Here is a 23,179-nt window from a genome sequence, read left to right on the forward strand (position 1 = left end):
TGGTCAGAGGTGCCGTAGAGTGTACGCAGCAACGTGAGGTACGCAGTGTGCCGTACGCCTTAAACGCCCAGATAAGTCTGCAATTCCGGCAGCGCCCGGCGCAGGCTCGGCGAGTCGCCCTGCCAAGCCACACGGCCTTTATCGACGATGTAGTGACGGTCGCCGAGTTCGAGCATCGGGGCCAGGTTCTTATCGATGCAGAGGATCGATAAACTGCTGCCTTTGAGTTGCTTCAGGCACCGCCAGATTTCACCGCGAATGAGTGGCGCCAACCCCTCGGTCGCTTCGTCAAGAATGAGTAATTTCGGATTCGTCATCAGTGCGCGGCCGATCGCAAGCATCTGTTGTTCGCCGCCGGAGAGTTGACTTCCGAGATTTTTCTCCCGTTCACGCAGACGCGGAAACAGTTCGTAGATGCGCTCGAGCGTCCACGGCGAACGGGCGCCATGACGGTTGCTTGCGGTGGCCACGAGGTTCTCGCGCACCGTCAGTGTGGGAAATATCTGACGTCCCTCGGGAACAAGTCCCATGCCGGCGCGCGCAATGCGATGTGACGGACTGGCATGCACCGGTTGTCCGTCGAACACGATCTCACCGCGCGCCGGGTGCATGAGACCGGTCATCGACTTGACGGTGGTCGACTTGCCCATGCCGTTGCGGCCGAGCAGCGTGACGAACGCACCGCGCTCGATCTCCAGCTGCATCCCGAACAGCGCCTGGCTCGCGCCGTAGTACGACTCGACACCAGACAAAGACAACAAGGGGCTCATGCGGTGGCTCCCAGCATTTCGTTGCGGGTTTCGTCCCCGAGATAGGCTTCGCGCACCCCCGCGTCGTTTCGGATGGTGTCGGCGTCGCCACAGGCGATGGCGCGCCCATAGACCAACACGGTAATGCGGTCGGCGAGTGCAAAGACGGCGTCCATGTCATGTTCCACGAGCACGATGGCGTAGTCGCCCTTGAGGTCGGCGAGCAGATGCGTCATTTGTTCGGACTCGGCTTGCGACATGCCGGCCATCGGTTCGTCGAGCAGCAGCAGCTTCGGACGGCCCGCGAGCGCCATGGCCAGTTCGAGCTGACGGTGTTCGCCGTGGGCGAGGGCGCTGGCGGGCACGTTCATGCGTGCGGCCAGACCGGTGCGTGCCAGAATTTCGCGTGCCGGTTCGACCAGCGCCGCCTCGCGAATGGCCGGCCGCCAGAAGCCGAAGCTATGCCCCTGCATCGCCTGCACGGCCACGAGCACGTTTTCCAGCGCGGTGAATTCGCGGAATACGGACGTGATCTGGTAAGAGCGTGCGAGCCCTGCGCGGGCGCGCTGTTCGATCGGTACGGCCGTGATGTCGCGGCCGTCGAAATGAATGCTGCCCTCGTCGGCGCGCAGCTCGCCTGCCAGTTGACCGATGAGCGTGCTCTTGCCCGCGCCGTTCGGGCCGATGATGGCATGCAGCTCGCCGGGCGCGACATCGAGACAGAAGTGATCGGTGGCGGTCAGGCCGCCATAGCGTTTGACCAGTTGGTCGACCAGGAGCAGGCTCATGCTTTGCCCTCCGCGGTGCGGGCGCGGCGGGAGAGCCGCACTTGCAGGTCGCCGAGCAGGCCGTACAGGCCGCGGCGCGAGACGAGAACCGCAACGACGACGAGCGGCCCGAAGATGATCATCCAGTGCTCAGTCATGCCCTTGAGCCATTCCTCGATCAGCAGCATGGCGGCGCTGCCCAGCACCGGGCCGAAGAACGATCCCAGCCCGCCGAGCACGACCATCACGATCAGTTCGCCCGAAGCCGTCCACGCCATATACGCCGGAGAGACGAAGTGCGTGAGATTGGCATAGAGCATGCCCGCTACGCCGCAGGTCATGGCGCTGATGATGTAGGCCACGAGCTTGTAGCGCAGTGTCGGGTAGCCGAGCGCGCGCATGCGGCGGTCGTTCTGACGCGCGCCGCGAATCACCATGCCGAAGCGGGCGTCGACCAGCCGGCGGCCTGCCCATACGCACAGGCACAGCACTGCGAACGCCGCGTAGTACAGCACGGCCGGGTCGTCGAGCGTTACGCTGCCGAAGCGGCTGCCGGCAGACACGGGCAGGCCGTCGTCGCCGCCGTATTGCTTCAGGCTGACGGCGAGGAAGTAGAACATCTGGGCGAACGCCAGCGTAATCATGATGAAGGCGATACCTGTCGTGCGCAGCGAGAGCAGGCCGGTGACGGCGCCGACGATGGCGCACAGCAGCAGTGTCGCGCCCAGATGCACGAAGCCGTTATCCACGCCGTGATAGCTGAGAATGCCGACGACATACGCGCCGAGACCCAGATACAGCGCGTGGCCGAAGCTGACCATGCCGCCGTAGCCGAGAATCAGATCGAGCGAGACGGCCGCGATGGAGAACACCACGATGCGTCCGAACAGGGTGAGATAGAACGGTTGCTGGGCAAACGTCGCGTAAAGGGGCACCAGAGCCAGCGCGGCCAGCACCAGCAACGGCACGGCGGTGCGAAGATTGAGTTTCATTTCCATCGTCAACCGTGTTTGACCGGGAAGAGGCCTTGCGGGCGCACAGCAAGCACTGCGGCCATGACAAGGTAGATAAGCATCGACGCGAGGGCGGGCCCGGCGGTGTCGGCGGTGCTGCGCTCGAGCAGACTGCGCAGCAGCGTGGGCAACGCGGTGCGTCCCACCGTGTCGACCACACCGACGATCAGTGCGGCGAGAAATGCGCCGCGCACCGAGCCGATACCGCCGATCACGATCACGACCATCGTCAGAATCAGGATCGGTTCCCCCATGCCCGGCTGCACCGAGAGGATGGGGCCGGCCATGAGCCCGGCAATCCCCGCGAGAATCGCGCCGAGACCGAACAGCAGCGAGTTGAGCAGCACGATATTCACGCCGAGCGCGCCGACCATCTGACGGTGTGTCGCCCCGGCGCGAATCAACATGCCGATGCGCGTGCGGTGGATGAGCAGGTAGCAGCCTAGCGCCACCGCGAGCCCCACCACGATGATGAGGAAGCGATAGGCGGGGTACGCCAGCCCGAACAGGTCCACTGTGCCGGAAAGCCACTCGGGGACTTCCATGTAGTACGGCGAGGGCCCCCAGATCATGCGCGCCAGTTCGTTGAAGAACAGGATCAAACCGAAGGTCGCCAGTACCTGATCGAGGTGGTCGCGGTCGTAGAGCGTCTTGAGCGCGACGAACTCGACGATCAGACCGAGCAGCAGCATCGCGGGAACGATGGCAATCGCCGCGAGGGCGAACGATCCCGTGTGGTTGTACACGGTGGCGGCGATGAACGCCCCCATCATGTAGAGCGAGCCGTGGGCGAGGTTGACGAAGTTCATGATGCCGAACACCAGCGTGAGGCCGGCCGCCATCAGGAACAACAGCACCCCGAGTTGCAGCCCGTTCAGGCACTGCATGATGAAGAGCGTCAGGCTCATGCGGCCTCCCGGGCCAGACCCATCTGGCGGAAGATGGCTTGCGTGAGCGGGCTGGTGGCGTCGTTGAGCGTGAGCACGATGTCGAAGTGATTGGTGCCGGGCATCGGCACGTACTCACCCGCGAAGCCCCGCGCGCGCCACGCGGCGAGGTAGTCGTCGGTCTGCCGCTTGAACTCGGCCGTCTCGGTCTCGCCGTACGACGCCACGATCGGGCAGCCGCGCGCGGGCAGATGGAATTGAGGACTGTTGCGGCGCGCGTCGTCCTCGGACAGTTTCATCCATTCGTTGATGTGTGTGAATGGAATCGGCGTGAGATCGAACAGGCCGGAGAGCGGCGCGGCGCCGGCGACGACGTCTTCCGGCACACCGTATCGGGCGTGCCAGCCCTGCGCCAGCAGCATGCCCACGAGGTGGCCGCCGGCGGAGCTTCCGCACACATGAATGCGGCGCGCGTCGCCCTGGTGCTCGCCGATGTGGCGATGCACCCAGGCCAGCGCGCGGCGTGTCTGATCGACGATGGTATCGAGCGAGGCGCCGGGCGCGAGCGAATAGTTAATAGTGACGACCGTGGCGCCCGCGCGCGTGAAGGCGGGCGCCATGTTGCTCGAATCGTTCTTGCTGAGCGCACGCCAGTAGCCGCCGTGCACGAAGAAGAAAACGGGCGCGCCGGGCGCGGCGGCGGGGAAGATGTCCAGTGTTTCGTCGGGGTGGTCCCCGTAGGCGACATCGAGCACACAGGGCGTGGTCGCGCGAGCGTGCGCGCTCTCGGCGGCGTACTGCGTCAGGATGTCGAGAACATTGGGTGTGGTGGCGCGAGCGTTGTACTGAACGTCCAGCTCGGCTTCGTCGAAATTGCGGTAGCGCTTCATAAACCCTCGATAGTGCTCAGGTACGGCTCGGGTCGTGCAATGGCAGTGTCGCCGGTGCGGGACACCGGCGCACGTCAGCAACAGCGGGCAGCGCACACGCGAGACCTCGCGCGCGTGTGCGGCGTGCAGCAAATCGGTCCATCGGCATCGCGGGAGCGCCGCGATGCCGGGGCATGACATGCATTACGCGAATTACGGGCTTTACGGGCGTTATGGGCGTAATGCGCGTCAGGTTACGACTTGATCTTGCACTGCGCGGCCAGATCGGCACGCGTCTTGATCTGAATTTTCCCCTTGGTCGCGAACGCCGCGCCGTTGGCGTCTTTCACGACATCCACGCGATAGAACTGCGCCACGGGGAACTGGTTGCTGGCGAACTTGAACGGCCCGCGCACGGACGAGAAGTCGGCGGCCTTGAGGGCGGCGCGCAGGGCTTCACGATCCGCCACGCTGCCCTTGGTCTTCGTGAGCGCCGAGTCGATCAGGTTGGCGGCGTCGTACGACTGGGCGGCATACATCGACGGCATACGGTTGTATTTCTTCTGGAAGGCCGCGACGAATTGCTTGTTCTGTGCGTTGTCGAGATCCGGCGAGTACGGCGCGCTGGTGATGGCGCCGACGGCCAACTCCTTGAGCGCGGGCAGGGTCGAGCCGTCGATGGTCGACACGGAGATCAGCGGAATCTTGCCGAGCAGCCCGGCCTGACGGTATTGCTTGACGAAGTTCACGCCCATGCCGCCCGGATAGAAGACGTAGACGGCATCGGGTTTGGCGGCCTGCAACTGGGCGATTTCAGCCGAGTAATCGGGCTGGTTGACCTGCGTGTAGACCTCGTCGACGATCTGGCCTTTGTAGTCGCGCTTGAAACCGTTCACGGCGTCGCGCCCAGCCTGATAGTTCGGGGCCATGACATACATCTTCTTGTAGCCCAGATCGGTCGAGAGCTGACCGCCGGCTTCGTGCAGTTCGTCGTTATCCCACGAAGTGGAGAAGAAGTTCGGCGAGCACTGCGCCCCGGCAATCGGGGTCGGACCGGCGTTCGAGCCGACCATCACCACCCCGGCGTTGGTCACGTTCTTGTGGATGGCCATCATCACGTTCGAGAACGTCACGCCGGTGATGAGCGACACCTTGTCGCGCTCCACCAGCTTTTGGGCAGCCTGCACACCCACGTCGGGCTTGAGCTGATCGTCCTCCTTGATGACCTGCACGGGCACGCCGCCCAGCTTGCCGCCCTTTTGCTCGATGGCGAGCATGAAGGCGTCGTACTGGTCCTGGCCGAGCGCGCCGCCGGGGCCAGAGAGTGTGCCGATGAAGCCGATCTTCACCTGGGCGTGCGCACCGCCCGATGCGAACATCGCCGCCGCCGCAGCGACGGCGCCCAGCACAGCGATGGCTTTACGTTGCATGGTCTTCGTTCCCGTCATCATGGTCTCCAAACTAGGTTGGCGGTACTGGTAAGCGTTGTCAGCCGAAGGACTCGCGCCGGAATACTTGACCTTTTTTTCAAGTCGTCCGCAGGCAGCAAAGGCAGGCCAGACGCGTCAGGCTAGTCAAATTGTTTAAGCGTCAAATATTTCAGTGCCCAGCCTAAACGACGCCTTTTGCGTAGGCAAGCAATTTCAAAAACACCTCGGGAAAGCACCAGTCAGAGGCCGAAGAACGTGAGGGCGTTCGCGGCCAGAATGCGGTGCCGGGCGGCGTCGTCCAGCTCCGGTTGTTCGGCCACCAGACGGCCGATGTCCTGCTCGCCGAGCGGGAACGGGTGGTCCGAGCCGAGCATGACGCGCTCTACGCCCATGGTGTCGACCAGCAGGCGCAAGGCGCGCGGGTCGAACACGGCGCTGTCCACGTAGAAACGGTCCAGATAATGGGACGGCGGGTGCGGGCTATCGGCGCGTACGATGTCGCGGCAATGCCACGCGTTCTCGGCGCGGCCCAGCAGATATGGAAAGGCGCCGCCGCCGTGCGCGAAGCACAGCTTGAGCGAGCGGGGCAGACGCTCGAATGCGCCCGAGAGGATCAGCGAGAGAATCGAGAGCTGCGTCTCGGCGGGCATGGCCACGAGCCACGGCATCATCCACTTCTTCATGCGGCCGTCGGTCATCATGTCCCACGGATGCACGAGCACGGGGATATGTTCGTTGCCGCAGTGCCGCAAAAACGCCACGAGCTGTTCGTCGTCCAGATCCTTGTCGCCGAGGTGATTGCCGATCTGCACGCCGATATGACCGCTGGCCCTGGCGCGCGACGCTTCCGCGCAGGCCAGATCGAGGTCCTGCAGCGGTACCTGCGCCATGGGCTTGAGCCGGGTCGGGGCGTAGGCGCAATGCGCCAGTGCCAGATCGTTCATGCGCCGGACCCAGTCCATGACCGCATGCCCGTCGTAGCGGTAGCCGAACATGATCGGCGTGGCGCAAACCACTTGCAGATCGATGCCATGACGGTCGAGTTCTTCGACGCGCAGCGCGGGGTCCCACAGCGCGCGGTAGACGGGACGGAAAGCGCGGTTGTCGAGCATGATGTTGCCGGTCTCGCCGCCTGCGTCGATGCGCAGCCACGGCGCGGTGGCGGGGTCGAGACGGGCCGCTTCCTCCTGCGAGATGCGCGGGAAGAAGTGGGCGTGCATGTCGATTTTCTTCATGGCGTGACGTGTGATGTTCTGGGGGCGGTGTCGCGGGTCAGGCAGACGCCGATGCGGTGGTCTTGACTTGCGCCGCGCGGCCCGGGTGGATCTCGCCGCAACTCGGACACCGGCGCAGCGATTCGGCACCGTAAAACGCCTCGAACAGCGGCGGCAGGTCCGTCACGATGCTCTTGAGTTGCACTTCCACGCGGTGCACCTGCGAGCCGCATTTGAGGCAATACCACTCGAAGCCGTCGAGCAGACCGGGCGGGCGCTGGCGTTCGACGACGAGACACAGGCTCCCGGCTTCGGGCCGCTGCGGCGAGTGACGTACGTGGGGCGGCAGCAGAAAGATGTCGCCTTCCCTGAGGTCGATGCGCTCGGCGCGGCCGTCGATCCAGAGATTGATCCACGCGTTGCCCTTGAACTGATAGAAAAACTCCTCGAGCGGATCGTCGTGATAGTCGGTGCGGTGGTTCGGTCCGCCCACGACCGTCACGATGAAATCGCTGTCCTGCCAGATCTGCTGGTTGCCGACAGGCGGCTTGAGCAGATGCGCGTGATCGTCGGTCCAGCGCTGGAAATTGAAAGGCTTGCCATATGTCAACATGCTGTCTCCCGGGGCATGCAGCGTCAGCCGCGTCAGGTGAGGTCTCGGTCTTCAGCGCGAACGCGGCGCGTAGGCCACACACTTGATTTCGATAAGCAACAGCGGATGCGGCAACTGGTGCACTGCCACCGTCGTGCGTGTCGGACCGTTCTCGTCGAAGTACTCGCCGTACACCTCGTTGTAGCCGCCGAAGTCGTTCATGTTCACGAGGAACGTGCCGACTTCGACCAAGTCGGCCAGCGTGGCGCCCTCGCTCGCGAGAATGTCGCGGATATTCTCGATGACGGCGCGCGTCTGTTCGCGGATGTCGAGTTGCGTCACGCCCAGCGCATCGGCTTGCGCACCCGCGTAGGTGTTGTCCGGACGGCGCGAACTGGTGCCCGAGACGAACAGGAAGTCGCCGGCGCGTTTGATGTGCGGGAACTTGCCGCGCGGTTTGGCCTTGCCGGCCACCACGCGGGCCTGCGTGTCTTGCGATGCGCTCATGTGTCGTCAGTCTCCGTTGTTATTTTGATGGGATGGCGCACGGGTGCGGCCGTCTCGACCCCCATCGATATCGCCGCACCGCTGCCTCACAGTTTGATGCAGATGTTGGTGATTTCGGAATAGAAGTCGAGCGAATGGCGTCCGCCTTCGCGGCCCAGCCCGGAGAGTTTCACGCCGCCGAACGGTGTGCGCAGGTCTCTCAGGAACCAGGTGTTCACCCATACGAGCCCGGTCTGGAACTGACGTGCGACGCGATGCGCGCGCGACAGGTTCGTCGTCCAGACACAGCCGGCGAGGCCATAGTCGCTATCGTTCACGCGGCGGATCACTTCGTCTTCGCCGTCGAACGGGGCGACGTGACACACCGGGCCGAAGATTTCCTCGCGCACGCAGCGTGCCGTGTCGGGCAGGCCGGTCCAGACCGTCGGTTGCACGAAGGCCCCATCGTCACGCGCGTCGCCGAAGGCGGGCACACCACCGCCGGTGACAACCGTCGCGCCTTCTTCGACCGCCAGCCGATAGTACGAGAGCACCTTCTCGCGATGCTTGCGCGACACGAGCGGACCCATCTGTACGCCGGGAGCGTCGGGGGCGTCGATGCGCAGCGCGGCGGCGCGTTCGGCCAGTGCGGCGACGAAGCGCTCGAAAATCGGCCGCTCGACGTAGACACGCTCCGAGCACAGGCACACTTGACCGGCGTTGGTGAACGACGAGCGCACCACGCCGTCGAGCGCCTTGTCGAAGTCGGCGTCGGCGAACACCACGGCGGCATTCTTGCCGCCAAGTTCGAACGAGATTTCCTTCACGCCGTCGGCCACGGCTTTCATGATGGCGCTGCCGGTGCGCGACTCGCCCGTAAAGGTGACCGCGGCCACGTCAGGATGCTTCGTCAGGAATTCCCCCGCCGAGTCGGGGCCGAAGCCGTGTATCAGGTTGAAGACGCCGGGCGGCACGCCGGCGGCGTCCATCACGTCGGCGAGCAGCGTCGCGGACGAGGGCGTTTCTTCCGATGGCTTGGCGACCACGCAGTTGCCCATGGCCAGCGCGGGCGCCACCTTCCACGTGAACAACAGCAACGGCAGGTTCCACGGCGAGATGATGCCGATCACCCCGAGGGGTTTGCGCGTCACGTAGTTCATCACGTCGCCGCCGTCGGCCGCGCGCATTTCGTACATTTCGCTGCCCGCCGTCTTGATGAGGTCGGCGAACATGCGGAAGTTGGCGATGCCGCGCGCAATGTCCAGCGTGCGGGCCTGCTCGGTGGGACGACCGGTGTCGGCGACTTCGGCGGCGACGAACTCGTCGAAGCGCGCCTGAATGCCATCGGCAATGCGGTGCAACACCGCAGCGCGCTCGGCGGGCGTGGTCTTGCCCCACGGGCCATCGCGCAGGGCGCGACGGGCGGCGCTCACCGCCCGGTCGACCGTCGCCGCGTCGGCTTCGCAGACTTTTGCGACAAGCCGTCCGTCGACGGGGCTCACGTTATCGAACTGGCGATCGGTGGCGACGAATGCACCGTCCACGTAGTGCCGCAACAGCGGCGGAGTCGCAAGGCTCAAGAGGGTCTCCTGGAGCAGTATGTTCTGCGGGGTGGCGGCGGTCGTTGGAAAGCCACGGGTCTACCACCGGATGCCTTCGAGTCTAGGCATCCGGCTTCATAAAAAATAATGAAATTTATTGGGTTATCTATTCCCGAATGGAATAGCTGGGGCGGTCAGTGATGGGAGTGGTGACTCATGCGCGAGCGGGCTTCGCGCAGGTCGCGCGGATTGCGCTCCTCACCGATGGCTGCTGGCGGCAGGTCGGTATCGAGGCACTCGACCAGATGGGCGTTGAGCACTGCCGCCAGGCCTTCGCCGCCGCGTCGCATGACGTAGTTGTGATTCCAGCGGAACAGCGGTTCAGCGATGGGGGAGAGTTTGTTCATCCAGCCGCGCTTCATGTGCACATCCCAGGCGTAGCGCACGACGGTGATCGAGCCTTCCGTGTCGAAGCACCAAACGCCGGTGCCCTCCACCTCGCCCGTCGCCACGCCGCGCACCTCACGCATCGGATCGATGTGCGTGATGCGCGTCTCGAACGTGAGCGAGTAGGGCAACGCACCATGCCAGGTCAGTTCGCGCACGGTGCCCACGCCATCGGCGTTGCCCGGTTCCAGAGTGCGCACGTTGCGCACGCATGGCCACCAGCGTGCCCAATGGTCGACGTCGCGAATCGTGTCCCAGACTTCGTCCAGCGGTGCAGTGAGCCGCCACAAGGTGAGGAAGTGATATTCGTTCATGGCCGATCCCGGTTGTCGGTAGTCGAGGAAGGGGTGCCGTCATGCCCCGGCGCGAGGGGGAATTCCAGTATAGGCGGCATACCGGCCTTCGGCGCTCACCGAACACCTGGGCACGGTGTGGCGACTTTCGCTAACGCTGCCGATGAATCGGATAGCGAATTGGCCGGACTTTCTGCGCTGTCATGAATTCATCACAATGCCTCCATAGAATCCCGGAGTGAAAACGTTTTCGTAAACGTTTACATTTGCGTAAAATCCGTCAACTTCGAATTTTGACGGCTCATAACAAGGAGAGGGGCGTGGCAGACATACGGGACGTGGCACAGCGCGCGGGGTGCTCGATTGCGACGGTGTCGCGCGCACTCAATTCGCCGCAACTGGTGCGCCCCGAGACGCTTGCTCGCGTGCAGGCGGCCGCCGCCGAGCTGAAATTCCGTCCCAATGCGCTGGGCCGTCAGTTGCGCGGAGAGCGCACGGGTCTGATCGGCGTGATGCTGCCGACGCTGGGCAACCCGGTCTTTGCCGATTGTCTCGAGGGGATCGAAGCCGCCATCGACGGCACGGGACGCCGCCTGCTGCTTGTCACCACACAGTACGACCCGGAGCGTGAGCGCAACGCCATCGAGACCTTGCTGCAACAGCGTGTGGACGGCCTGCTGCTGACACTGGCTGACGCCGAGCACAGTGCGCTCGTCGACGATCTCGCGGCCGAGGGAGTGGCGTGCCAGCTTGTCTATAACGATGCGCCGCAGCGTCCCTGCGTGTCGGTGGACAACCGGGCTGCCGCCGCGCAGGGCGTGGCGATGCTGATCGAGGCGGGGCACCGGGACATCGTCATGGTGACCGGGGCGCTACACGCGTCCGACCGCGCCAAGCGCCGCTATCTCGGCTATTGCGACGCCATGCAGGCTGCCGGCCTGACGCCACTGCCGGCTTTCGAAATCGACTTCAACAGCGGGGCACGCGGCGAGCGAGTGCGTGAATGGCTGGCGCAGCGCGAGCGCGACGGCGCACGTCCCACGGCTCTGTTCTGCTCCAACGATCTGCTGGCCCTTGGCGTGATGCGCGCGCTGCGCGAAGCCGGTTTGCGCGTGCCGGACGACATGTCGGTGCTCGGCTTCGACGGGCTGGCCGTGGGCGAGTTGCTCTCGCCGACGCTCGCCACTGTCGTACAGCCTAGCGTGGAGATCGGCCGGCACGCGGCGCAGCGTCTGCTTGCACAGATCGATGGTCGCGATGGGCGTTCCGGTGCGGCGACCGCGCCGGCCGACGCATCGCTCGGCCATGCCTTGATCCTGCCGCACGAGATTCGTCGCGGTGGCACGGTGGCGGCACCGCCGCGAAAGAAAGATCGGCATTGACGCGGTATCGAAACGAATTTGAAGGAAAAGCAATAGCAATAGCAAGGAAACTGGCTGACGACTGGCTCCGAAAAAGAGAGTGCAGCGCCGGCCGAGGCAATCAGGCATCCGGGCGCGAGGCCCGCACTTATCCGGCAGCACATCGTGCCGCCAATGCTCAGACATTCAGGAGCCCACAGAAATGAAGCTTTGGATCACCCGCGCCGCCCGCACGCTGGCGCTTTTCACCTTGCTCGGCGCTGGCGCCGCGCACGCCCAGCAGACCGCCATCTGTTACAACTGCCCGCCGGAATGGGCGGACTGGGCCGGTCAGGTCAAGGCCATTGCACAGGACACCGGCATTCGCGTGCCGCTCGATAACAAGAACTCCGGCCAGGCTGTCGCGCAGATGATCGCGGAACAGAAGGCGCCGGTGGCCGACATCGTGTATCTCGGCATTACCTCGGCCATCGAAGCCGCCAAGAAGGGCCTGCTCGCCCCGTACAAACCGGCGAACTGGGACCAGGTGCCGGCCACCATGAAGGATCCGAACGGCATGTGGACGACGATCCACTCGGGCACGGTCGGCTTCTTCGTGAACCGCGACGCCCTGGAAGGCAAGCCGGTGCCGCGTTCGTGGGCCGATCTGCTCAAGCCGGAATACCGCGGCATGGTGGGGTATCTGGACCCGAGCAGCGCGTTCGCCGGCTATGCCGCCGCGATTGCCGCCAATCAGGCCCTCGGCGGTTCGATGGACAACTTCGGCCCGGCCATCGGCTACTTCCAGAAGCTCAAGGCCAACGCGCCGATCGTGCCCAAGCAAACGGCGTATGCCCGCGTGCTCTCGGGTGAGATTCCCATCCTGATCGACTTCGACTTCAATGCGTACCGCGCCATCTACAAGGACCGCGCAAACGTGCAGTTCGTGATCCCGATGGAAGGCTCGGTGTCGCTGCCGTACGTGATCGCGCTCGTGAAGAACGCGCCGCACGCCGACAACGGCAAGAAGGTGATCGACTACACGCTGTCCGACAAGGGCCAGGCGCATTGGGCGCAAGCCTTCCTGCGTCCGGTGCGTGCGAGCACGATGCCGGCCGACGTGGCAGCCAAATTCCTGCCCGCGTCCGACTATGCCCGTGTGAAGCCGGTCGATCTGCAGAAGCTGGCCGCACAGCAGGACGCGTTCGGTCAGCAGTATCTGAAGAACGTGCGCTAAGCACGGTCATGTCCAACGAGGAAGAGGAGCAAAGCAAGCGATGCGTGACCTGACCCTGCCGCGCGGCTGGCGCGTGGCACTTCTGCTACCGGCGCTGGCGGTTTTTCTGGCGTTCTGGCTATTGCCGATGGCCGCCCTTGTGCAAGTGAGCGGCGACGGTCACGCGTTCGAGACCTATCGCGCCATTCTCACCAATGCACGTTATCTCGATAGCCTGTGGCAGACCGTCGTGCTCTCGGCGCTGGTCACCCTTGCCACCCTGGCGTTGTCGCTTGTGGCGGGCCTCTTCCTCACCCGTCACGACTTTCCGGGTAAATCGATCCTCGTGTCGATGCTTACCCTGCCGCTGGCGTTCCCCGGCGTGGTGGTCGGTTTCATGGTCATCATGCTCGCGGGACGTCAGGGCCTGATTGGCGACTTGTCGACCAAGCTCATTGGCCACAAGCTCGTGTTCGCGTATTCGCTCGCGGGCCTGTTCCTCGGCTACCTGTATTTCTCGATTCCGCGTGTGATCCTCGCCGTGATGGCGGCAGCGGAATCGCTCGATCATTCGCTCACGGAAGCGGCGGCGTCGCTCGGCGCGGGGCCGTTCGCCATTGCCCGTGACGTGACGTTGCCGGCGCTGGCTCCCGCGCTGATCGCTTCGGGCGCGATGTGTTTCGCGACCTCGGTCGGTGCGTTCGGCACGGCCTTCACGCTGGCTACCGACATCGATGTTTTGCCGATGACCATCTACACCGAGTTCACGCTCAACGCCAATGTGGCGACGGCGGCGGCCCTCTCGGTGATTCTCGGCATCGTGACGTGGGCGGTGCTCATGCTCGCCCGCAATTTCACGGGGCAGGGCGTCGCTGCCGGAGGTTGATTCGCATGCTCAAGAAAACCCTATTCACGCTGCAACTGCTGCTTACGCTGCTGATGTGTGCGTTCCTGCTGATCCCCGTGGGCATGTCGGTTCTCGCGGGGTTGTCGGTGAACTATTTCCGTGGTCCGTCGGCCGGCCTCACCTTCAAGTGGGTGATTCAGGTCTGGCAGGACTATCACGACGCCATTCTGAATTCGCTGTATGTCGGCGGTGCCACGCTGGTGGTGGTCACGCTGCTCGGCGTGCCGGCCGGTTACGTGCTCGCGCGCTGGCAGAGCCGCATGGCGCGCTGGATCGAAGAGCTGCTGACGTTGCCCATCGCGCTGCCGGGGCTGGCGAGTGCGCTCGCGCTGATCAGCGTGTACGGGGGCATGCGCGGCTTTCGCGAAAGCCTGGCGTTCATCGTGGTCGGGCATGTGATTTTCACGCTGCCGTTCATGGTGCGTGCCGTCGCGGCCGCGTGCGCCGACTCGCGTATCAAGCTGATGGAAGAGGGCGCTGCGAGCCTCGGCGCGAGCTTCCTGCGACGCTTCACGACCGTGGTGCTGCCCAACATCCGCAGCGAGATCGTGGCGGCCGCGCTCATCGTGGTAACGCTCTCGCTCGGCGAATTCAACCTGACGTGGATGTTGCACACGCCCGATACCAAGACGCTGCCCGTGGGGCTGGCGGACGCCTACGCGTCGCTGCGTCTGGAGATCGGCAGCGCGTACACGGCGGTGTTTTTCGTGTTGATCGTGCCGCTGCTCATCGTCATGCAGATGACGGCCCAGCGGGCGAAGGTGCGCAATGCCAAAGGCCGTACCTGATCAAGTGGCTGCATTGCACGCCTACCGAATGCCAAGGATATGACGATGAAACTGACTTCCATCCCGATTCATCTCGAACGCTGTGCCAAGACGTTTCACGGCAACACCGTACTGCAACCGCTCGATCTGACGATCGGTGCGGGCGAGACGCTAGTGCTGCTCGGCCCGTCCGGTTGCGGCAAAACCACAACCCTGCGCATGATCGCAGGCCTCGAACGCCCCGACGCGGGGGGGCGTGTGCACTTCGGCGACGAGGACGTCACGCGCCTGCCCATCGAAAAGCGCCGTGTGGGCATGGTGTTCCAGAACTACGCCCTGTTTCCGAACTTCACCGTGCGCGGCAACGTCGCGTACGGCCTGAAGCTGCGTGGACTGCCATCGGCGCAGATCGACAAGCGCGTGAACGAACTGCTCGATCTCGTGCAACTCACGCCTTTCGCCGATCGTGCCATTGCACAACTCTCGGGCGGTCAGAAGCAGCGCGTGGCATTGGCCCGCGCGCTCGCGCCGGAGCCGCGTGTGTTGTTGCTCGACGAGCCGCTCACCGCGCTCGACGCCAAGCTGCGCGAGACGGTGCGCGCAGATATGGATCGTCTGCTGCGCGGGCTCGGGGTGACGACGGTGTACGTCACCCACGATCAGGACGAAGCGATGGCACTGGGCGACCGCATCGTGGTGATGAGCGCGGGCCGCATCGAGCAGATCGGTGCGCCGCGCGACATCTACTACCAACCGGCTTCGCGCCATGTAGCGAATTTCGTCGGCACGCTCAATCGCCTGGCAGGCGTGTGGCGCGACGGTCATTTCCATCTCGAGGGCGGTCGCGTTGCCTGCCCGGAGGTGCGTGCCGACGTGCAAGAGCTGTACTTCCGCCCGGAAGATGCCATCGTGGTGCCCGCAGGCGACGCGCCGCTCGTCGGCCGTGTCGACGAAGTGCAGTTTCTCGGCGACCGCACGCGCCTGACGCTCAGCGGCGTGTCCGTCGCAGGCCCGGTGCTGGTCGAAGTCTCCAGCCGTCGCGAGTGTCGCGTCGGCGATCAGGTGGGTCTGTCGCTGCCCGCCGCCCATATCTTTTCGCTTCACGGATAATTCGCTCATGCTGTTCGCGCAAATCAGCGACCTTCACATCAAACGGCCCGGCAAGCTGGCCTATCGGCGCGTGGATACCGCCGCCTATCTCGAGCGCTGCGTGGCGCGTCTGAATACGCTGGTGCCGCGTCCCGACTTCGTTGTCCTGACGGGCGATCTCGTCGACTTCGGCGCACGCGAGGAATATGAACACCTGCGCCGGTTGCTCACGCCGCTGCAAATGCCGTACTACCTCGTGATCGGCAATCACGACGGGCGCGATGCACTGCGCGACGTGTTTCCGGAGCACACGTATCTCGGCAAACCGGGCGGATTCGTGCAGTACACGGCAATGTTCGGCGCGCTGCGGCTCGTGGCGCTCGATACGCAAGACCCGCCCAATGGCGGCGGCAAGCTGTGCGACGAACGTCTCGAATGGCTGGAGGCGACGCTCGCGAGCGATACTGCGACGCCGACCGTCATCGCCATGCATCATCCGCCGTTTGCCTGCGGTATCGAGCACATGGACATTCAGGCGCTCGACGCCAACGATGCTGCGAAGCTCGCGGCCGTCGTGCGTCGTTTCGAGAACATCGAGCGAGTGATTTGCGGGCATGTGCACCGGCCCATTCATACGCGCTTTGCCGGTACTGTCGCGAGCGTGTGTCCGTCACCGGCGCATCAGGTGGCCCTGGATTTGCGTGAGGGCGGACCGTCGGCATGGGTGCTCGATCCGCCGTCGTTTCAACTGCACCGGTTCACGCCGAAGACAGGCCTCGTCTCGCATCTCGCGTTCGTGGACGATGCAGGTGGCGCTCACCCGTTCTATGACGCTGCGGGCACCTTGATCGACTGAGGCGTTCGTGTTGCGGCGCTGGTGCCGCATCAAGACATCCAGACATCGAGAAGCGACGAGGCCCCCAATTGGGGGCCTCGTGTTGTTTACCGCTCGGGCGGCAGATTAGAGCAGGTGATCGAGCGCGTCCGGGCCGAAGACTTCACGGTGCAGGCGCTCGGCGGGCACACCGGCGTCGCGCAGGGCACGCCATTGGGTCTGCATGAACGGCACGGGGCCGCACAGCAGGTAATCGGCGTCGGCAGGCAGTGTCAGACGCGAAATATCCATCCGGCCGGCAAACGTGTCGCCGGTGCCTTCGCGTTCGGTGCCTTTCGGCGTTTCGAGGAATGTCGCCACACGCAGGTGCGGCAACTGCGTGGTGGCATGAGCCAGATGGCGGCGTAGCGCGACGTGTGAGCCGTCGCGGGCAGCGTGCGCGAACAGGATCTCGCGGCGCGAGCCCTTGGCGGCCAGCGCGGCGAGCATCGACATCATCGGTGTGATGCCGACGCCTGCGCTAAGCAGCACGAGTGGGCGTGCTGCATCGAGCGTGGTCGTGAACTCACCGTAGGGCGGGCTCACGAGAATGCGATCGCCGGCCTTCAGGTTGGCATGCAGCCAGTTCGAGATCTGACCGGCGGGCTTGGCATCGGCCGCGTCTTCACGCTTGACCGTAATGCGCCAGTGCGGTGCGTCGGGCGCGTCGGACAAGCTGTATTGACGGCGTTGTTCCAGACCGTCGGGCAGCGTGACCGACACGCTCACGTATTGTCCGGGCGCGAATTCACCGGGCGACCCGCCCTCGGGCGTGCGCAGGTAGTACGAGACGATGTGCTCGGTTTCGCGGTCGACGTCGGCCACGATCAGTTCACGCAGCGACCCCAGCGGCGCGTGCGTGCGTTCGGACAGACGCGCTTCTGCGGCAATCAGTTCGCCGGCGAGCAACCAATACGCTTCATCCCATGCCGCGATCAGTTCAGGCGTGGCGGCGTCGCCCAGCACGTCCTTGATGGCGCGCAACAGATGGCGGCCGACGATCGGATAGTGCGACGGCGTGATGCCGACCGAGACGTGCTTGTGCACGATACGCTCGAGCACCGGCCCGAGCGCCGCAGCGTTGTCGATGTTCGCGGCATACGCGAACACGGCCGAAGCGAGCGATTGTTGCTGGGCACCGCTGGCCTGGTTCCCCATATTGAAGAGATTGCGCAACTCAGGATGCGCTTCGAACATGCTCGCGTAGAAGTGACGCGTGATCGCAAGACCGTGTTCGCGCAGAACAGGAACGCTCGCGTCGATGTAGGGGCGGGAAGCGGCGGAAAGCATGGCAAGACTCCTGAATTTATAAGATGCAAATTAAATGCATCTTTTTGGGCGCACTTGTTGGGTATTTCGTGGACACCGCGTGATCTCCGTGTACGGAGGTTCGCGGTGTGGCATTCGGTCGCCGGTTCCCCATGGGGCTCACAACACGACTACAACTTCGGGGAACCGGCGAGGTGATTATAAGATGTAAATTAAATACATATTATAGGGATGCGGCGGAATGTCGCATGGGTTCGTCGGCTGGCTGGACGATGGGCGGGGGGCGGCGGGAGACGGTTTCGTGCGCGCTTTTGCGGGTGGCGGTGATCAGGGCGAAGCCCGCACGCACAAAGCGGCTTTGATCGGCGGACAAGAACGACAGGGCGGTTATCCCGGACCGATTGGTCAGAGTTGGGTCGCCGCCGTAACGTAGTGCGGTTGTCAGCATGTAGTCGGCGAGCGTGGCACCGTCCGGCGCGCGCGTCGCGGCGGCAAGCGCGTGCATCAGCGTATGGCCTTCTCGTCCGGGGACATTGGCATTCGGACATAGCGCCAGCAGGACCTCAGCGGCCCCGCAATATCCGCGTCGGGTCAGCCACAACACCGGAGGCGTGCCGTCTGCATGCCGTTGCCCGAGATCCGCACCGTTGCGCTGGAGCGATATCCCCAATCGAAACAGCGATTCGTGGGGAAGCAGCGGGTCGTGGCCGCGCGCGCACAGCCGGCTGGCTTCCGCTGCAAAGGTGGTGATGAAAGAGGGGACGTGGCTGCCGGCGTTGCGTGAATGGCGTGCCGGCGCGGTGGATATGCAGCATCGCGCCCGTTCGCGCGTCGACGCGACCATCGTTTGGCTGACCCGTAGGTACTGCGCGAGACTTTCGGAGACCAGTGCGCGTGCCGCGACACCATCGTGGTTCGGCTGGTCGAAATCGCCGCCGTAGCGCAGCGCCAGCGTGAGCAGGAAGAACGCGGAGAAGGAGTGATGCCCGAGATGCGTCGCTGCGGCGAGAGAGTGCATGAGTGTGTTGCCATTCACGTTGTCTGCCGTGGCATTACAGTCGGCACCGGCCGAGAGAAGCGCTTCTGCCGCCGCACAATAGCCATTGAGCGCGAGTAACGTGACCGGCGGTGCCCCTGTGCGACTGCGTAGTGAGAGGCGGGCGCCATGCGATCGGAGCATTGAGGCGAGTTGATAGAGCGACGCGTGCGGGGTCAGCAAATCGTGGCCGGTCAAACGCAGACGTTCGGCTTGTGCGGCCATTGCGGTTGCCACCAGCGGAACACCGTTTGCGGTGAGTTGGTTGGGGTCAGTGCCGAATTCGAGCAGTGAAGGCAGCCATTGTGGCGCGACCCGACAGCACAAATGAGAAAGCGGGAGATGAAAATTCCCCGGGATTTCCGATACGGCCACATCGTTGGTCTTGTCGCGGCCGCTGATGACCAGCACCTTGAGGGCTGACGCGAGCGAGTCTTCCGGTTCCGCGGAAGACGTCTCGTTCAGAATCGAGTCGACAAAGACGCTGGGATAGGCCGACGGTGAGGCCGCGAAGCGAAGCCAAAGCAGCAATCCTTCGTCGCTCATGAGGAGGGCGGCGTCTGACGGGCGCAGATGTTCCCTTCGCGCCGGGTCGATGAAGATGCCTGCCTCGTCCAGTCCGGCGAGGGTTCTCTCTTGCGCCGGTGAGCAGAACAGGGTGGCCATGGTAAACGCCATGGCTTCGTGATGGGTTTCGGCCGCCATCCGGCAACTGTCGAGTAGCTCGCGGCCTGCCGTTGTGTTCAGGCTTATCAGCATTTCCCAGACGTCTTTCGAAGCGCATTGCCCGTCTCGTTTTGCCAGGAGCAACTGGCTGATCGTCATGTCGGACAGAGGGGGCAGACTGGCGGCAGACGCGTGGGGAGGGATCTCCGGCCCGGAGTGGACCGGGGAGGCGGCGCTTGAGCGCGCGGGTTGTGCAGTGATAGGGGACGGGAGCATGGGGAAGCGAGAAAGGGAAATTCACGTGTGCGTGTGAAATGGCGCAGGCGGACGGTATGATCGCTGTCGGGTCATATCGAGCGATAGCGAGCGGTATGCGCCCCACCGGCCGGTGGCGTGTGCCATGCAACCTTGCCGTCACACGAGTGATCGAATTCGCCGAAGTGCCGTCTTGCGAACCGTGTCGAGGAACGCCTGACCGATTTGCGGGGCCAGGGTGAAGGGCTTTGGCAGCCATGCGCGAGGGGATTGCCCTGCATGGTTGACCCGGGTCACGTCGCCGCCATAGCGTGAAGCAATGATGAGAACGTAATGGGCGAGGTACGCGAGGTGGGCGCAATCGGCCTTTGCCGGGTCGTTGCGCAAATGCACGATGTAGGCGAGATGGTGCATGAGTGTGTTGCCGCCCCGATCGGGCGTGTTCGGGTCGGCCCCTGTCGCCAGCAGGGCTTCGGCCGCGCCACAAAGACCGTGAAGCGTGAGCAAGGTGATGGACGGCATGCCTTCTCGGTCCGGTTGCATCAGGTCTGCGCCTCGCCGCTTGAGCAGTTGCGCGAGCTGACGCAGCGAGTCGTGCGGGGCCAGCGGATCGTGACCGGCTATGTAAAGGCGAAGCGCTTGCGCTCTCATGGCGACGACCGTCAATGGCATGCCGCGGCTATTGATCTGCTCCGGTTTGGCGCCGAGTTCGAGCAATCGGCGCAGCCATTGCGGTGCGATCTGACTGCACAGATGCGCCAATGGATTTCGGGGCATCGTGTCGCTGGGATGCAATGGTGGCGCGTCCGTTCGGTCGCGGCCGCACGCGACCAGCACGCGGAGGATTCTGTCGATGCGTGAACGGTCTTCCGCGACGGTTTCGCTGAACACATCCGATCCGTCGAACACGTTCAGATAGCTCGCGGGTGCTGCCGCGTACTCTAGCCAGAGTTTCAGCCCTTCGTTGCTTCGCAATAGCGCGGCGTCTTCGGCGGGCAACGGATGGGCGCGCGTTGAGGCCAGAAAGATGCCGGCATCGGCCAACCGGTCCAACGAACGATCTTCTTCCCTTGTCGTGAGCAGCGTCACCATTTCACCGAACAGCGGCCCGTTTGGCGAGGCGCGCTCGCAGATCGCTCGCAGCTCGCGGCTGGCATAGGTCTGCGCATTGACCAGTGCATGCCAGATATCTTGCGGGCGATAGCGGCGGGAACTCTGGGCGTCGAGCAATTGGGGCAGCGACATCGCGTCCAAAGGTGGGGGGTGCGTGCGGTAGGCGCGGCGACCCAGGTCCGCCCCGGAGGGGGAGGGCGAGAGGCGCTCGGAGGTACTTGCTACGGGAGACAGGGCGGGGGTTGAGCCGAGCATAGGCGTTGGTGGTGTCGGGTGCATTGCGGTAGGGAAGGCGCATGGTTACCCAGATACTTCGAGCCGGTTTTGGCATTCGCACATCGAGGCTATCGATGGCGGGCATGCCGGTGCGGGCCGAGGGGGAATTACAATGCAGTATTCATGAGTTACCGCCCCATTTCGTATGCCGGAGAAAACCTTCCCAGTGACCGATGCCACGCCTCAATCGTTGACGCGTCAGGAGCATGAGGCCGTGATTGCGGCGACGCGCCATTGGCTCACGCGCGCGGTGATCGGGCTGAATCTCTGCCCGTTCGCGAAGGCGGTGCACGTCAAGGATCAGATTCGCTATGCCGTGAGCGCGGCCCGCGATAGGGAAGGCGCGCTGCTTGATCTGGAGCACGAGTTGCAGCGGCTGGCCGAGGCCGACCCGCAAGCCGTCGACACCACATTGTTGATCTTGCCGCATGCGTTGCTCGATTTTCACGAGTACAGCGACGCCCTGTTTTTCGCAGAGCGCATGCTCAAGCAGTTGCATCTCGAGGGTGAGTTGCAGATTGCGAGCTTTCACCCGGAATATCAATTTGAAGGCACGGCGCCAGACGACGTGGAGAACTACACGAACCGCTCTCCCTACCCGATTCTGCATTTGCTGCGTGAGTCGAGCATCGATCGCGCGGTGGAGGCGTTTCCGGAGGCCGAGACGATCTTTGAACGTAACGAGGCGCTGATGCGGCAGATGGGCGTGAAGGGCTATCACGCGTGGATGGCGCAGACGGCGGAGGGCGAAGACGGGGCGAACGATAATGCGATCGGCGGCGCGATTGATGGCGCCCAAGAGAAGCGCTGAACGGCGGGGGTACCCGCGGGCGCGGTGTCGCGTGAACTGCACCCAAAAAGTCGGACACCCGTCTAACCTTTGGGGTCGAACACATTTCCACGCGATCCGAGCGCGGATACTTGATGACGCAGCACCTCGCGGTCGGCGGCGAGGCGCGGCGGGGCGACGCCTCGCGAATTGAAAGTACAATTGCGAGCTTAGCTCGCCAGCCCGGCCGCTAACACGCTGCGGAGGACTCGCAATGGCGATGCGCGGGCGTGTGAAGCGTGGTTGAAGGACACTATACGTCGCCTACCAGGCCAGTGACATATTAGGCGTCGTCATAGCGCCGTCTTTCGAACGTGACTGACGTTCGTCGAGGTTTCGCGAGCGATGGACGCTCCATTCTTTTCATTCGGAGACAAAAGGTAATGTCACCGTCGACCTGGATTCTGCCGCTACGCAGTAGCGCAGGCCAGCGTTCGCATGCGCGTCAAGTTGTACGCCGCCTGCGCAAGCGGAAACCGCTGTTCGACCCGCTTGTGGCCGCGATGCATCGCCTGCCGAATGCGACCGTCCGTTCTGCGCTATCCAAACACTTATTCGATGCGTTTGCGTTTCCGTTGGCTTATCTCCTAGCCGGGCCAACGTGTCGTCCGGCCATCAATGGCCGAGCCGCCCCGACGCGCGTGGTTCCGCGCCACATGCGGCGTTATACGGTAGGCGCGACCGGCCGCCACGAAGCCTGTCTTGCCATGGTTCTCGCCGGCGCCGACCACGATGGGCGTCGATACTGCGGGGGCGGCATCGGCAAGCGTCTCGATCGCCGCATCGCGCTCAGCGGTCCCGTGCGCCGCCAATGTGACCTGCGCATTGGCCACCGGCTCTTGCCGGTTATCGCTCAGCACATCGCCCGTATTGCAAAGTACGGCGCCGGTCCCCTTGCGCTTGCGAAACAGACGCGCCCGGTCATCGGTCGTCGATTCTTGCGTGGCGTTGCTGCGTTTCTGGCCGCGCGAGTCCTCGTTGGGCGTCTCCGGCTTGTCAGGTGGCGTTTCGCCGTCCGACTTGGCTTTGGGCGCGAGACGCTCGTGTCCTGCCCACGCTTGCTCAGCGCGATTGGGCGCAATGAGACCGCAGTCACCATTGCTTCAAGCGGCCAACGGGAATGGAGGAGGCGTAGCGGCTACTTTCGGCGCTCGCTGGGCGAGAATCTCACCTATCGGCTCACCGGCAACCGAGTGGCGAACCCCGTCGGGGTGCCGGGACGCATGACGACTCTCGCCAAGGCGCAGTTCATAA

The 23,179-nt window shown here is 64.1% G+C and carries 21 protein-coding genes and 1 pseudogene; 7 read left to right on the forward strand and 15 right to left on the reverse strand.

Going from position 1 to position 23,179, the window contains the following annotated elements:
• Positions 1-59: 59 nt before the first annotated feature.
• From PCO31110_RS19175 to PCO31110_RS19225, 11 genes are all read right to left on the reverse strand, one after another.
• Positions 60-770: an ABC transporter ATP-binding protein gene (locus tag PCO31110_RS19175; RefSeq protein WP_150691163.1), complete on the reverse strand. Its 711-nt coding sequence runs from the start codon at positions 768-770 to the stop codon at positions 60-62.
• A complete protein-coding gene (locus PCO31110_RS19180) occupies positions 767-1,537 on the reverse strand; it encodes an ABC transporter ATP-binding protein (protein ID WP_010805835.1) in 771 nt (256 codons plus the stop codon). Before PCO31110_RS19180 ends, PCO31110_RS19175 begins: the two co-directional genes overlap by 4 nt.
• Complete coding sequence (locus PCO31110_RS19185; RefSeq protein WP_150691164.1) at positions 1,534-2,508, reverse strand: branched-chain amino acid ABC transporter permease; 975 nt, start codon at positions 2,506-2,508, stop codon at positions 1,534-1,536. Before PCO31110_RS19185 ends, PCO31110_RS19180 begins: the two co-directional genes overlap by 4 nt.
• A gap of 8 nt (positions 2,509-2,516) precedes the next feature.
• Positions 2,517-3,437, reverse strand: coding sequence for a branched-chain amino acid ABC transporter permease (locus PCO31110_RS19190; RefSeq protein ID WP_010805837.1), 921 nt, complete (start codon positions 3,435-3,437; stop codon positions 2,517-2,519).
• Entirely contained in the window at positions 3,434-4,306 is an 873-nt protein-coding gene (locus tag PCO31110_RS19195; RefSeq protein WP_010805838.1) for an alpha/beta hydrolase, read from the reverse strand. The genes PCO31110_RS19190 and PCO31110_RS19195 overlap by 4 nt, the downstream gene beginning before the upstream one ends.
• Before the next feature lie 233 nt (positions 4,307-4,539).
• Positions 4,540-5,733, reverse strand: coding sequence for an ABC transporter substrate-binding protein (locus PCO31110_RS19200; RefSeq protein ID WP_010805839.1), 1,194 nt, complete (start codon positions 5,731-5,733; stop codon positions 4,540-4,542).
• Between the two features lie 221 nt (positions 5,734-5,954).
• Positions 5,955-6,950: an amidohydrolase family protein gene (locus PCO31110_RS19205; RefSeq protein WP_150691165.1), complete on the reverse strand. Its 996-nt coding sequence runs from the start codon at positions 6,948-6,950 to the stop codon at positions 5,955-5,957.
• 37 nt (positions 6,951-6,987) lie between these two features.
• Positions 6,988-7,542 (reverse strand): 3-hydroxyanthranilate 3,4-dioxygenase, encoded by a 555-nt coding sequence (locus PCO31110_RS19210; protein ID WP_010805841.1) that lies wholly within the window; start codon positions 7,540-7,542, stop codon positions 6,988-6,990.
• A 51-nt stretch (positions 7,543-7,593) separates the two neighbouring features.
• The gene (locus tag PCO31110_RS19215; protein ID WP_010805842.1) at positions 7,594-8,028 is read right to left on the reverse strand and encodes a RidA family protein; all 435 of its coding nucleotides are present in this window, start codon (positions 8,026-8,028) and stop codon (positions 7,594-7,596) included.
• A gap of 86 nt (positions 8,029-8,114) precedes the next feature.
• Positions 8,115-9,587 carry a 2-hydroxymuconic semialdehyde dehydrogenase gene (locus tag PCO31110_RS19220; protein ID WP_150691166.1) on the reverse strand — a complete coding sequence of 491 codons (1,473 nt, stop codon included), beginning with the start codon at positions 9,585-9,587 and terminating at the stop codon, positions 8,115-8,117.
• A gap of 155 nt (positions 9,588-9,742) precedes the next feature.
• Positions 9,743-10,309: an SRPBCC family protein gene (locus PCO31110_RS19225; protein ID WP_010805844.1), complete on the reverse strand. Its 567-nt coding sequence runs from the start codon at positions 10,307-10,309 to the stop codon at positions 9,743-9,745.
• Positions 10,310-10,608: 299 nt separating this feature from the next.
• Between PCO31110_RS19225 and PCO31110_RS19230 the strand changes: the two genes are divergently transcribed.
• From PCO31110_RS19230 to PCO31110_RS19255, 6 genes are all read left to right on the forward strand, one after another.
• The gene (locus PCO31110_RS19230) at positions 10,609-11,670 is read left to right on the forward strand and encodes a LacI family DNA-binding transcriptional regulator (protein WP_150691167.1); all 1,062 of its coding nucleotides are present in this window, start codon (positions 10,609-10,611) and stop codon (positions 11,668-11,670) included.
• Positions 11,671-11,851: 181 nt separating this feature from the next.
• Positions 11,852-12,865 (forward strand): extracellular solute-binding protein, encoded by a 1,014-nt coding sequence (locus tag PCO31110_RS19235; protein WP_010805846.1) that lies wholly within the window; start codon positions 11,852-11,854, stop codon positions 12,863-12,865.
• A 40-nt stretch (positions 12,866-12,905) separates the two neighbouring features.
• Positions 12,906-13,730, forward strand: coding sequence for an ABC transporter permease (locus PCO31110_RS19240; RefSeq protein ID WP_010805847.1), 825 nt, complete (start codon positions 12,906-12,908; stop codon positions 13,728-13,730).
• A 5-nt stretch (positions 13,731-13,735) separates the two neighbouring features.
• A complete protein-coding gene (locus PCO31110_RS19245; RefSeq protein ID WP_150691168.1) occupies positions 13,736-14,539 on the forward strand; it encodes an ABC transporter permease in 804 nt (267 codons plus the stop codon).
• Between the two features lie 45 nt (positions 14,540-14,584).
• Positions 14,585-15,628 (forward strand): ABC transporter ATP-binding protein, encoded by a 1,044-nt coding sequence (locus PCO31110_RS19250; protein ID WP_010805849.1) that lies wholly within the window; start codon positions 14,585-14,587, stop codon positions 15,626-15,628.
• 7 nt (positions 15,629-15,635) lie between these two features.
• Positions 15,636-16,463 carry a phosphodiesterase gene (locus tag PCO31110_RS19255; RefSeq protein WP_010805850.1) on the forward strand — a complete coding sequence of 276 codons (828 nt, stop codon included), beginning with the start codon at positions 15,636-15,638 and terminating at the stop codon, positions 16,461-16,463.
• Positions 16,464-16,568: 105 nt separating this feature from the next.
• Here PCO31110_RS19255 and hmpA read toward each other — a convergent pair whose 3' ends face one another.
• From hmpA to PCO31110_RS19270, 3 genes are all read right to left on the reverse strand, one after another.
• Complete coding sequence (gene hmpA, locus PCO31110_RS19260; protein ID WP_010805851.1) at positions 16,569-17,771, reverse strand: NO-inducible flavohemoprotein; 1,203 nt, start codon at positions 17,769-17,771, stop codon at positions 16,569-16,571.
• 202 nt (positions 17,772-17,973) lie between these two features.
• Positions 17,974-19,611, reverse strand: coding sequence for an ankyrin repeat domain-containing protein (locus tag PCO31110_RS19265; protein WP_150691169.1), 1,638 nt, complete (start codon positions 19,609-19,611; stop codon positions 17,974-17,976).
• 255 nt (positions 19,612-19,866) lie between these two features.
• Positions 19,867-20,952 carry an ankyrin repeat domain-containing protein gene (locus tag PCO31110_RS19270; RefSeq protein ID WP_150691170.1) on the reverse strand — a complete coding sequence of 362 codons (1,086 nt, stop codon included), beginning with the start codon at positions 20,950-20,952 and terminating at the stop codon, positions 19,867-19,869.
• Positions 20,953-21,241: 289 nt separating this feature from the next.
• On the opposite strand from PCO31110_RS19270, the gene PCO31110_RS19275 reads away from it, so the two are divergent.
• Complete coding sequence (locus PCO31110_RS19275; protein ID WP_150691171.1) at positions 21,242-21,907, forward strand: DUF1415 domain-containing protein; 666 nt, start codon at positions 21,242-21,244, stop codon at positions 21,905-21,907.
• A gap of 428 nt (positions 21,908-22,335) precedes the next feature.
• On the opposite strand, the pseudogene PCO31110_RS26085 reads toward PCO31110_RS19275, so the two are convergent.
• A pseudogene (locus PCO31110_RS26085) lies at positions 22,336-22,986 on the reverse strand (transposase); the annotation flags it as partial.
• Positions 22,987-23,179: the final 193 nt, after the last annotated feature.

Origin of the sequence: Pandoraea communis (genome assembly GCF_902459745.1) — a bacterium.
GTDB lineage: Bacteria > Pseudomonadota > Gammaproteobacteria > Burkholderiales > Burkholderiaceae > Pandoraea > Pandoraea communis.